This window comes from Micromonospora reichwaldensis (assembly GCF_031845925.1).
GTDB classification, from domain to species: Bacteria; Actinomycetota; Actinomycetes; order Mycobacteriales; family Micromonosporaceae; genus Micromonospora; species Micromonospora reichwaldensis.
Genome location: NZ_JAVRFL010000035.1, coordinates 1 through 13,341, shown reverse-complemented (window position 1 = coordinate 13,341; position 13,341 = coordinate 1). Strand labels below are relative to the sequence as shown.

At 75.7% G+C, this 13,341-nt stretch carries 1 protein-coding gene; it reads left to right on the top strand.

Annotation, left to right across the window (positions count from 1 at the left end; genetic code table 11):
- Positions 1-6: 6 nt before the first annotated feature.
- A partial coding sequence (locus tag RM555_RS24610) for a type I polyketide synthase (protein ID WP_311413959.1) occupies positions 7-13,341 on the top strand: 13,335 nt, incomplete at its 3' end.

Below are 13,341 nucleotides of genomic sequence, written 5' to 3'. Positions count from 1 at the left end.
AACCCGATGGCGAACGAAGCCAAGCTCCGCGAGTACCTCAAGCGCGTCACCGCTGACCTGCACGAGACCAGCGAACGCCTGAGGGCCGTCGACGAGCAGAACCACGAGCCGATCGCGATCGTGGGGATGGGCTGCCGCTACCCGGGCGGGGTGCGGACCCCCGAGGCCCTGTGGCGGCTGGTCGAGTCCGGCGTCGACGCCGTCACGCCGTTCCCGGCGGACCGGGGCTGGGACGTGGAGAACCTCTACGACCCGGACCCGGACGCGCACGGCAAGTCGTACACCCGCGAGGGTGGCTTCCTGCACGACGCCGGCGAGTTCGACGGCGGGTTCTTCGGCATCTCGCCGCGCGAGGCGCTGGCCATGGACCCGCAGCAGCGGCTGCTGCTCGAGGTCGCCTGGGAGGCGGTCGAGCGGGCCGGCATCGCCGCCGACTCGCTCAAGGGCAGCCGCACCGGCGTCTTCACCGGCGTCATGTACCACGACTACGTCTCCCGCCTCAACGGCGTGCCGGAGGAGGTCGAGGCGTTCGTCGGCACCGGCAACCACGGCAGCGTCGTCTCCGGCCGCATCGCGTACACCTTCGGGTTCGAGGGCCCGGCGGTGACCGTCGACACCGCCTGCTCGTCCTCGCTGGTGGCGATGCACCTCGCCGTGCAGGCCCTGCGCTCCGGCGAGTGCACGCTCGCGCTGGCCGGCGGCGTCACCGTCATGTCCAGCCCCGACACGTTCGTCGGCTTCAGCCGCCAGCGCGGCCTGTCCCCGGACGGGCGCTGCAAGTCCTTCGCCGCCGCCGCCGACGGCACCGGCTGGAGCGAGGGCGCCGGCCTGCTGCTGCTGGAGCGCCTCTCCGACGCCCAGCGCAACGGCCACCCGGTGCTCGCCGTCGTACGTGGCACGGCCGTCAACCAGGACGGCGCCTCCAACGGCCTCACCGCGCCGCACGGCCCGTCGCAGCAGCGGGTGATCCGCCAGGCCCTCGCGAACGCCCGGCTCTCCCCGGCCGACGTGGACGCGGTGGAGGCCCACGGCACCGGCACCCGCCTCGGCGACCCCATCGAGGCGCAGGCGCTGCTCGCCACGTACGGCCGGGACCGGGCCGAGGACCAGCCTCTCTGGCTCGGCTCGATCAAGTCCAACCTCGGGCACACCCAGGCCGCGGCCGGCGTCGCCGGCGTGATCAAGATGGTCATGGCGATGCGCCACGGCGTCCTGCCGCGGACCCTGCACGTCGACGAGCCGTCCCCGCACGTCGACTGGTCGGCCGGCGCGGTGAGCCTGCTCCGCGAGCCGCGCCCGTGGCCGCGCGGCTCCCGGCCCCTGCGGGCCGGCGTCTCCTCGTTCGGCGTCAGCGGCACCAACGCCCACGTCATCGTCGAGGCCGCCCCGACCGCGCCGCAGCCGGCCGCCGGCACCGACGCCGTCGCCGGGCCCGACCCGCTGCCGTGGGTCGTCTCCGCGCGCAGCGCCGCCGCGCTCGGCGCCCAGGCCGACCGGCTGCGCTCCTGGCTCGCCGAGCACCCCGACGCCGCGCCGGCCGCCGTGGGCCGGGCCCTGGCCACCGGCCGGTCCGTCCTCGAACACCGGGCGGTGGTGCTCGGGGCCGACCGGGACGAGCTGGTCGCCGGGCTCGGCGCGCTCGCCGACGGCGTCCCGGCGGCGTCCGTGCGGCGCGGGGTCGCCAGCCCCACCCGCGTCGCCGTGCTCTGCACCGGGCAGGGCGCCCAGCGCGTCGGCATGGGCCGCCAGTTGTACGCGGCGTTCCCGGTCTTCGCCGCGGCCTTCGACGCCGCCTGCGCCGAGCTGGACAGGCACCTCGACCGGCCGCTGCGCGCCGTGCTCGACGGTCCCGCAGAGGTGCTCGACCGCACCGGCTACGCCCAGGCGGCGCTGTTCGCCGTCGAGGTGGCGGCCTACCGGCTCGTCGAGTCCTGGGGCGTCGTGCCGGACTTCGTGGCTGGCCACTCGGTCGGCGAGGTGGCCGCCGCGCACGTCGCCGGCGTGCTGTCGCTGCCCGACGCCGCCCGGCTGGTCGCCGCCCGGGGCACCCTGATGCAGGCCCTGCCCACCGGCGGGGCGATGGTGTCGATCCGCGCCACCGAGGCGGAGGTACGCCAGCACCTGGACACCGTCGGCGGGGCGGCCGGCGCCGGGCTGGCCGCCGTCAACGGCCCGGAGTCCGTCGTCGTCTCCGGCGACGAGGACGCCGTGCTGGCGGTCGCCGCACACTTCGCGGCCCTCGGCCGCAGCACGAAGCGGCTGCGGGTCAGCCACGCGTTCCACTCCGCGCGGATGGACCCGATGCTCGACGCGTTCGGCGACGTGCTCGGGCAGTTGACCTTCGCCGTGCCCCGGATCCCCGTGGTCTCCACCGTGACGGGCGCGGTGCTCGACCCCGACGAGGTGCGCTCCCCGGCGTACTGGCTGCGCAACGTCCGCGACACCGTCCGCTTCGAGGCGGCCGTGGCCACCCTGCGTGAGTTGGGCGTCGGCGCGTACGTCGAGGTGGGGCCGGGCGGGGTGCTCTCCGCGCTGACCCAGGAGATCGTCGGCGCGGACCATTCGGTGTGCGCCCCGATGCTGCGCGCCGACCACGACGAGGCGGCGACGGCGCTGGCCGCCGCGGCCACCGTGTGGGCCCGGGGCGTGCCGGTGGACTGGGCGGCCCTGTTCGACGGCCCGCCCGCGCCGGTCGACCTGCCCACGTACGCGTTCCAGCGCGAACGCTACTGGCTGCTGCCCCTGCCGCAGGCCGCCGACGTGACCGCCGCCGGACTGACCCCGACCGGCCACCCGCTGCTCGGCGCGGTGTTCCGCTCGGCCGACGGCGACGAGGTGACGCTCACCGGCCGGCTGTCGGTGGAGAGCCAGCCCTGGCTGGCCGAGCACGCCGTACGCGACGTGGTGCTCTTCCCCGGAACCGGATTCGTGGAACTGGCGTTGCGCGCCGGCGCGGAGGTCGGCGCCGACCAGCTCGCCGAGCTGACCCTCCAGGCGCCGCTGGTGCTGCCGGAGACCGGCGGCGTCGACGTGCAGGTCGCCGCCGAGCGCACCGGCGGCGAGGCGTGGCAGGTGACGGTCCACGCCCGCCGCTCCGGCACCGACGACCTGTGGGTCCGGCACGCCACCGGCCTGCTCGCCCCGGCGCCCGGGGACGGCGGCGCCACGCTGGCGGACTGGCCGCCGACCGGCGCCACCGCCCTCGACGTGTCGGAGCTGACCGGGCGGGCGGCGCGGGCCGGGTTCGCGTACGGCCCCGCCTTCCAGGGGCTGCGCGCCGCCTGGCGGGTCGGCACCGACGTGTACGCCGAGGTGGCGTTGCCCGAGCCGGCGGCCGACGGGGCCGGCGCGTACGGGCTGCACCCGGCCCTGCTCGACGCCGCCGTGCAGGCGGTCGGGCTCGGCATCGTCGACCCCGGCGAGGCCCGGTTGCCGTTCGCCTGGTCGGACGTGACGCTCTCCGCCCACGGCGCGGACACGCTGCGGGTGCGGCTGACGCCCACCGGCGCGGACACGGTGGCCATGCTGGTCGCGGACGCCACCGGCGAACCCGTCGCCCGGGTCGGCTCCCTGGTGCTGCGGCCCCTGCCGGCCGGGGAACTCACCTCCGGCGGGTCCCCGTGGCGTCGCTCGCTGTTCCGCCTCGACTGGCCCCGGCACGCTGGCGGCGTGGGCGCGCCCGACGGCACGACCTGGGCGGTGCTCGGCGACCGCCCCGCGCCGCTGCCGTCCGGCGTGACCGCCGACCGGCACGTCGACCTCGACGCGCTCTGCGACGCGGGGGTGCCCGACGTCGTGCTGTACCCGGTGGCCGGCGCCGCCGCGACCGGCCCCGGCCCGGTCCACGACCTGCTCGCCGAGGTCCTCGCCGTGCTCCAGGGCTGGCTCGCCGCCGAGCGCCACACCGGCGGGTCCCGGCTGGTGGTCCTCACCAGCGGCGCCGTCGCCGTGGACGACGACGCGGACGTCGCCGACCTGGCCGGCGCCGCCGTGTGGGGCCTGCTCCGGTCCGCCCAGGCCGAGCACCCCGGCCGGTTCCTGGTCGTCGACCTCGACGACGAGGAGAGCTCCGCGTCCGCCCTCGCCGGCCTGCTGTCGGCCGACGAGCCGCAGGCGGCGGTACGCGACGGCGTGGTCCGGGTGCCCCGGCTCGTCGCCGCCCCGGAACCCGACGCCCCGGCGCCGGCGCTGGACCCGGACGGCACGGTGCTGGTCACCGGCGGCACCGGTGCCCTGGGCGCGCTCGTCGCCCGCCACCTGGTCACCCGGCACGGGGTCCGCCACCTGGTGCTGACCAACCGGCGCGGGCCCACCGCGGCCGGCGCCGCCGACCTGCTCGCCGACCTCGCCGACCTGGGCGCCACCGCGACGGTCGAGGCGTGCGACGCCGCCGACCCCGACGCCCTCGCCGCGCTGCTCGACCGGATCGACCCGGCACACCCGCTGACCGGTGTGGTGCACACCGCCGGCGTGCTGGCCGACCGCACCCTGACCTCGCTCACCGCCGGGTCCCTCGACGAGGTGCTCCGGCCGAAGGTGGACGCCGCCGCGCACCTGCACGAGCTGACCGCCGCCCATGGCCTCGCGCTCTTCGTCACCTACTCGTCGGCGGCGGGCGTGACCGGCAGCCCCGGTCAGGCCAACTACGCGGCGGCCAACGCCTTCCTGGACGCGCTCGCGCACCGGCGGCGGGCCGCGGGCCTCCCCGCACACTCCCTGGCCTGGGGACCGTGGGTCGAGTCGGGCGGCGGCATGACCGCCGGCCTCGACCGCGCCGACACCGACCGGCTGGCCCGCGCCGGCGTACGGCCGCTTCCCGAGGCGGACGGCCTCGCGCTCCTCGACGCCGCTCTGCTGACCGGCCTGCCCACGACGGTGCCGATGGCGCTGGACGGCCCGGCGCTGCGCGCCCAGGCCGAGGCGGGCACCCTGCCGTCGGTCCTGCGCGGCCTGGTCCGCGCGCCCCGGCGTCGGGCCGCCCGGTCGGGCCCGGCGGAGACCGCCGCCCTGGCCGAACGGCTGGCCGGGCTCGACCGCGAGGAGCGCGCCGCGGCCCTGCTGCGGCTCGTCCTCGACCAGGTCGCGGCGGTGCTGGGGTACGCCGACGCCGCCGCCGTCGAGGCCGGACGCCCGTTCACCGAGCTGGGCTTCGACTCGCTGACCGCCGTCGAGCTGCGCAACCGGCTGGGCGTGGTGACCGGCCTGCGCCTGCCGGCGACCCTGGTATTCGACCACCCGACCCCGCTCGCCCTGGCCGAGCACCTGGACGCCGAGACCGGGACCGCCGCCGGTGCGCCGCCGGCCCCGGTCGCCGCCGTCGCGGCGCTCGACGAGCCGATCGCGATCGTCGGCATGAGCTGCCGCTACCCGGGCGGCGTACGCTCGCCGGAGCAGCTGTGGGACCTCCTCGTGGCCGGTGGGGACGGCATCACCGGCTTCCCCGCCGACCGGGGCTGGGACGTCGACGACCTGTACGACCCGTCCGGCGCGCGCCGGGGCAGCAGCTACGCCCGCGAGGGCGGCTTCCTGGCCGACGCCGGCGACTTCGACGCCACCCTGTTCAAGATCTCGCCGCACGAGGCGCTCGCCATGGACCCGCAGCAGCGGCTGCTCCTGGAGACCGCGTGGGAGGCCATCGAGGACGCCCGGATCGACCCGCTCGCGCTGCGGGGCCGCCCCGTCGGCGTGTTCGCCGGCATGATGTACCACAACCACGCCGCCGGGCTGGCCGACGTTCCGGAGGCCCTCGACGGCTACCTCGGCGTCGGCACCGCCAGCAGCGTGTTGTCGGGCCGGGTGGCGTACTCGTTCGGTTTCGAGGGCCCGGCGGTGACGGTGGACACGGCGTGTTCGTCGTCGCTGGTGGCGTTGCACCTGGCGGTGCAGGCGCTGCGGTCGGGCGAGTGTGACCTCGCGCTGGCCGGCGGCGTCACGGTGATGGCGACGCCCGAGACGTTCATCGACTTCTCCCGGCAGCGGGGCATGGCCCCCGACGGCCGGTGCAAGTCGTTCTCGGACGCCGCGGACGGCACGGGTTGGTCCGAGGGCGTCGGCGTGCTGCTGGTGCAGCGGCTGTCGGACGCGCGGCGCGACGGGCGCCGGGTCCTGGCGGTGGTGCGGGGCACGGCGGTGAATCAGGATGGTGCGTCGAACGGGTTGACGGCGCCGAACGGCCCGTCGCAGCAGCGGGTGATCCGCCAGGCCCTCGCGAACGCCCGGCTGGGCGTCGCCGACGTCGACGTCGTGGAGGCGCACGGCACGGGCACGACGCTGGGCGACCCCATCGAGGCCCAGGCGCTGCTCGCCACGTACGGGCAGGACCGCGACGACCGGGACGCGCTGCTGCTGGGGTCGGTGAAGTCGAACATCGGCCACACGCAGGCCGCCGCCGGGGTGGCGGGCGTCATCAAGATGATCATGGCCATGCGGTACGGGACCGTGCCGGCGACGCTGCACGTGGACGAGCCCTCGTCGCACGTGGACTGGTCGTCGGGCGCCGTGGAGCTGGTGACCCAGGCGCGCGAGTGGCCGGGTGTGGGCCGCGCGCGCAGGGCGGCCGTGTCGTCGTTCGGCATCTCCGGCACGAACGCGCACGTGATCATCGAACAGTCGGAGCCGGAGCCCGCCGCGGCGTCTGCCGCCCCCGTCGGGTTGCCGGTGCCGTGGGTGGTGTCGGGGCGCTCCGAGCGGGGTCTGGCGGGTCAGGCGGGGCGGTTGGCGTCGTTCGTGCGGGACCGGTCCGTGTCGCCGGTGGATGTGTCGTGGTCGTTGGCGACGACCCGGGCGGCGTTGGAGCACCGGGCGGTGGTGTGGGGCTCCGACGCGGACGAGCTGGTCGCCGGTCTGTCGGCTGTCGCCGAGGGCGGGCCGGCGGTATCGGGTGTGGTGTCGGCGGGTCGTCGGGCGGTGTTGTTCACGGGTCAGGGTTCGCAGCGCGTGGGCATGGGCCGGGAGCTGTATGACGCGTTCCCGGTCTTTGCGGCGTCGTTCGACGAGGTGTGCGCGCGGTTCGACGGCTTGCTGCCGCGTGCGCTGCGTGAGGTGGTGTTCGCGGAGGCGGGTTCGGAGACTGCTGGTCTGTTGGAGCAGACCGTGTTCGCGCAGGCGGGGTTGTTCGCGGTCGAGGTGGCGTTGTGGGAGTTGTTGTCGTCGTGGGGTGTGCGGGCGGACTATCTGGCGGGTCACTCGATCGGTGAGGTGACTGCGGCGTACGTGTCGGGGATGTTGTCGCTGGCGGACGCGTGCACGCTGGTGGCGGCGCGGGGTCGGTTGATGCAGGCGTTGCCCGCCGGCGGCGTCATGGCGGCCGTCGGCGCGTCGGAGGAGGCTGTCGCCGAGCTGATCAGCGTGAGCGGTGCGGCCGTGGACATCGCGGCGGTCAACGGTCCCGCGTCGGTGGTCGTCTCCGGCGCCGGCGACGAGGTGGCTCCAGTGGTGGCGGCCTGCCGTGAGCGGGGTTGGCGGACGAAGGAACTCGCGGTCAGTCACGCGTTCCATTCGCGGTTGATGGAGCCGATGCTGGGCGAGTTCGCGTCGGTGGTGGCGGGGCTGGACTGGCGGTCGCCGCGGGTGCCGATCGTGTCGAACGTGACCGGTGCGGTGGCGGGCGCCGGGGAGGTCACCGATCCCGGCTACTGGGTGCGGCACGTGCGGCAGCCGGTGCGCTTCGCCGACGGTGTGGTGGCGTTGCGGGCGCTGGGGGTGGACACCTTCCTGGAGGTGGGTCCGGATGCGACGTTGACGGCGATGGTGGCGGAGATCGTCGCGGATGCGGGGGTGCGGCGGGTTCCGGCGTCGCGGCGGGAGCGGTCGGAGGTCGCCGCGGTGACGGCGGCGTTGGGGCAGTTGTGGGTGGCGGGTGTGCCGGTCGACTGGGCGGCGTACCACGGCCAGACCGGCGCCCGGCCGCGCGTGGTCGACCTGCCCACGTACGCCTTCGATCATCGACGTTACTGGATCAATGCCGCGACGCGGTCCTACCGTCCCCCCGCCGCCCGGCGTACCGCCGCCGACGAGGACTTCTGGCGGGCGATCGAGGCGGAGGACCTGACCACCCTCGCCGAGAGCCTGGCCGTCGACGCCGACGCCCCCCTCGCGGACGTGCTGCCGGCGCTGTCCACCTGGCGACGCCGCCGGGACGCCGAAGCGGCCCTCGACTCCTGGCGCTACCGGGTGGCCTGGCAGCCGCTCACGGACGACGCCGCCCGCGCCGAGGCGACCGACTTCCTGCTCGTCGTACCGGCCGACGCCGACGCGGCCGTGACGGACTGGGCCGCCGCCCTCGGCGCCGCCGGCGGGCGGATCGTCGAGGTCGACGCCGCGTGCGACCGCAAGCGGCTCGCCCACGACCTCGCCGAGGCGTCGACCGGCCGCGACGGGGACGTGCTGCCCGTACTCTCCCTGCTGGCCCTCGACACCCGGCCGTACGCCGGGGCCGCCTCCGTGCCGACGGGCCTCGCCGGCACGGTCGCGCTCGCGCAGGCGCTCGGGGACGCCGGGATCGCCGCCCGGCTCTGGATCCTCACCCGCGGCGCGGTCTCCGTCGGGTCCCGGGACCGGCACGTCGACCCCGTGCAGGCCATGGCGTGGGGCTTCGGCAGCGTGCTGCGCGCCGAGCACCCGCACCGGTGGGGCGGGCTCGTCGACGTCCCCGAGCAGCCCGACCAGGGCGTCGTGCGCATGCTCCGGACGCTGATCGCCGGCACCGGCCGGGAGGACGAGGTCGCCCTGCGCGGCACCGGCGGCCACGCCCGCCGGCTCGTTCGCGCGACGTACGGCGACACCGGTACGCGCCGGTCCTGGACGCCGCGCGGCACGGTGCTGATCACCGGCGGCACCGGGGCGCTCGGGGGACACGTCGCCCGCACGCTGGCCGCCGAGGGAGCCGAACACCTCCTGCTGGTGAGCCGGCGGGGTGGTGAGGCGCCCGGCGCGACCGCCCTCGCCGAGGAACTCGCCGGGCTCGGCGCCCGGGTCACCCTCGCGTCCTGCGACGTGGCCGACCGGGCCGCGCTCGCGGCGCTGCTCGACTCGATCCCCGCAGAGCTTCCGCTGAGCGCGGTCGTGCACACCGCCGCCGCCCTCGACGACAACGTCGTCGACGCCGTGAGCGTCGACCAGCTGGCCACCGCCCTGCGGGCGAAGGTCGACGCCGCGCGCAACCTGGACGAGCTGACCCGGGGCACCGACCTCTCCGCCTTCGTCCTCTTCTCCTCCCTCGCCGGCCTCATGGGCGCCGCCGGGCAGACCACCTACGCACCGGGCAACGCCTTCCTCGACGCGCTGGCGCAGCGGCGTCGCGCGGAGGGGCTGCCGGCGACCTCGCTCGCCTGGGGCCTCTGGGCCGACGGCGGGGTGAGCGCCGGTGAGTTCGAGCAGCGGCTGAGCCGCACCGGCTTCGGCGCGATGGCACCGGAGACGGCCGTACGCGCCCTCACCCGGGCGCTGGACCGCGACGAGACGTACCTCGTGGTGGCCGACATCGACTGGGCCCGGGTGGCCGCCGCCGGCGGTCGGCGCCCGCACCCGCTGGTCCGCGACCTGCTGGCCGAGGCCGGCGCGGCGGGGGCGGCCGACGCCCCCGTGCCGGCGGCCGACCTGCGCCTCCGCCTGGCGGGAATGTCCGGTGCGGAGCAGCTGCGCGCCCTCGGCGAGCTCGTGCGTGCCGAGGTCGCGGCCGTCCTGGGCCACGAGTCCGCCGAGCGGGTGGCGCCCGACCGGGCCTTCCAGGACCTCGGCTTCACCTCGCTGGCGGCGGTCGAGCTGCGCAACCGGCTCGACGCGGCGACCGGCCTCGCGCTGCCGACCACGCTCGCCTTCGACTACCCGAACTCGGCGGCCCTGGCCGGCCACATCCACGCCGAGCTGCTCGGCGGGCAGGCGCTGCCCGTCCCCGCCGCCACCGGCCCCGTCGTGGGCGACGACCCGATCGTCATCGTCGGCATGGGCTGCCGTTTCCCGGCCGGAGCCGAGTCCCCGGAGGGGCTCTGGGACCTGCTGACGGCCGGTGCCGACGCGATGTCGGACTTCCCGACCAACCGGCACTGGGACCTGGAGTCCCTGGCCGGAACCGACTCCTGCGTCTCGCGCGGGGCCTTCCTGGCCGACGCGGGTGGCTTCGACGCGGAGTTCTTCGGCATCTCGCCGCGCGAGGCCCTGGCCATGGACCCGCAGCAGCGGCTGCTGCTGGAGGTCGCCTGGGAGGCGTTCGAGGACGCCCGGATCGAGCCCCTCGCGCTGCGCGGCGACCGGGTCGGGGTGTTCGCCGGCACGAACGGGCAGGACTACGAGACCGTCGTACGCCAGGCCGGGGAGGCCCTCGCCGGATTCGGCGCGACCGGCGCCTCCGCGAGCGTGTTGTCGGGTCGGGTGGCGTACTCGTTCGGGTTCGAGGGGCCGGCGGTGACGGTGGACACGGCGTGTTCGTCGTCGCTGGTGGCGTTGCACCTGGCGGCGCAGGCGCTGCGGTCGGGCGAGTGCGACCTGGCGCTGGCCGGCGGCGTCACTGTGATGGCCACCCCGGGTGCCTTCATCGAGTTCTCCCGCCAGGGCGGGCTGTCGGCGGACGGCCGCTGCAAGGCCTTCGCCGAGTCGGCGGACGGCACCGCGTGGGGCGAGGGCGTCGGCGTGCTCGTGGTGCAGCGGCTGTCGGACGCGCGGCGCGACGGGCGCCGGGTCCTGGCGGTGGTGCGCGGTTCGGCGGTGAATCAGGATGGTGCGTCGAACGGGTTGACGGCGCCGAACGGGCCGTCGCAGCAGCGGGTGATCCGGCAGGCCCTCGCGAGTGCGGGTCTGTCGACGGCTGATGTGGATGTGGTGGAGGCGCACGGTACGGGTACGTCGTTGGGTGATCCGATTGAGGCTCAGGCGTTGTTGGCGACGTATGGGCAGGGTCGGGATGTGCCGTTGTTGTTGGGTTCGGTGAAGTCGAACATCGGTCACACGCAGGCGGCTGCGGGGGTGGCCGGGATCATCAAGATGGTCTTGGCGATGCGGCACGGGATGGTGCCGGCGACTTTGCACGTGGATGCGCCGTCGTCGCATGTGGACTGGGCGTCGGGTGCGGTGGAGTTGGTGACGGAGTCGCGTGAGTGGCCGGGGGTGGAGCGTCCCCGGCGGGCGGGTGTGTCGTCGTTCGGCATCTCCGGCACGAACGCGCACGTGATCATCGAGCAGCCGGAGTTGGCGGCGGAGGCCGCGCCGCTGCCGGGGCCTGCGGCCGCGTCGGCTGCGGAGCCGGTGGCAGCGGAGGAGTCTGTCCACCCCTCGGGGGCGGAGCAGCGCGGCGAGGCCGACCGGGGCGGACCGGCGGACGGGCTGCCGGTTCCCGCGCCCGTGGGTCTGCCGGTGCCGTGGGTGGTGTCGGGGCGCTCCGAGCGGGGCCTGGCGGGTCAGGCGGCGCGGTTGGCGTCGTTCGTGCGGGACCGGTCCCTGTCGCCGGTGGACGTTTCCTGGTCGTTGGCGACGACCCGGGCGGCGTTGGAGCACCGGGCGGTCGTGTGGGGCTCGGACGTTGACGAGCTGGCGGCGGGCCTCGCGACGGTTGCCGAGGGCCGGGTCTCGGGTGTGGTGTCGGCGGGTCGTCGGGCGGTGCTGTTCACGGGCCAGGGTTCGCAGCGCGTCGGGATGGGCCGGGAGCTGTATGACGCGTTCCCCGTCTTCGCGGTGTCCTTCGACGAGGTGTGCGCGCGGTTCGACGGCTTGCTGCCGCGTGCGCTGCGCGAGGTGGTGTTCGCCGAGCCGGGCACCGCCGATGGGGCTCTGCTCGACCAGACCGTCTTCGCGCAGGCGGGCCTGTTCGCGGTCGAGGTGGCGTTGTGGAAGTTGTTGTCGTCGTGGGGTGTGCGGGCGGACTTCCTGGCGGGTCACTCGATCGGTGAGGTGACCGCCGCGTACGTGTCGGGGATGTTGTCCCTGGCGGACGCGTGCACCTTGGTGGCGGCGCGGGGCCGGTTGATGCAGGCGTTGCCGGCCGGCGGCGTGATGGCGGCCGTCGGCGCGTCGGAGGAGGCTGTCGCCGAGCTGATCGGCGCGTCGGGTGCGGCGGTGGACGTCGCGGCGGTCAACGGCCCCGCGTCGGTGGTGGTCTCGGGCGCTGCCGGCGAGGTGGCCTCGGTGGTGGCGACCGCCCGTGAGCGGGGTTGGCGGGTCAAGGAGCTCGCGGTCAGTCACGCGTTCCACTCCCGCCTGATGGAGCCGATGCTCGACGAGTTCCGGTCGGTGGTGGCGGGGCTCGACTGGCGGGTGCCGCGCGTCGCGGTGGTGTCGAACGTGACGGGTGCCGTGGCGGACCCGTTGGAGCTGGTGGATCCGGAGTACTGGGTGCGGCACGTGCGGCAGCCGGTGCGGTTCGCCGATGGTGTGGTGGCGTTGCGGGCGCTGGGGGTGGACACCTTCCTGGAGGTGGGTCCGGATGCGACGTTGACGGCGATGGTGGCGGAGATCGTCGGAGATGCGGGGGTGCGGCGGGTTCCGGCGTCGCGGCGGGAGCAGTCGGAGGTCGCCGCGGTGACGGCGGCGTTGGGGCAGTTGTGGGTGGCGGGTGTGCCGGTCGACTGGGCGGCGTACCACGGCCAGACCGGCGCACGGCCGCGCGTGGTCGACCTGCCCACGTACGCCTTCGACCATGCCTGGTACTGGCCCGAGGCGGCGCCCGCAGCCCGCCGGGACGCGCACGGCGAGGCTCTCGACGGGCGGTTCTGGGCGGCCGTGGAGTCCGGCGACCCCGACCTGGTCGGCGGCGAGCTGGGCGTCGGCGCGGACGAACCGTTCAGCGCGGTCCTGCCGAAGCTCGCGCAGTGGCGGCGGGCCGCACAACAGCGGTCGACTGTGGATTCCTGGCGCTACCGCGTGGTGTGGCGACGCCAGGACGTGACCGGGACCGGGAACCTGACCGGCTCCTGGCTGGTGCTGATGGTCCCCGGCCAGGAGGACCACCCGTTGCTGGCCGGGCTGGCGGAGCGGGGCGCCGAGGTGGTGCCGGTGGTGCTGGACGCGCTGGACCGGGACGAGGTCGCGCGCCGACTGGCCGGAGCGGTGGAGGCCGGGCAGCCGGTCGCCGGGCTGGTCTCGCTGCTGTCGCTGGCCGGAGCGGGCGTGGTCGAGGCGCTGGCGGTGGCGCAGGCGCTGGCCACCACGGAGGTCCAGGGGCGGCTCTGGTGGCTCACCCGTGGGGCGGTCTCCGTTGACGACGCGGAGCCCCTGACCGACGTGGTGGGTGCTGCGGTGTGGGGTTTGGGTCGGGTGGTGGGTGTGGAGGTGCCGTTGCGGTGGGGTGGTTTGGTGGATTTGCCGGGGTTGTTGGATGGGGGTGTGTGGGGTCGGTTGTGTGGGGTGTTGTCG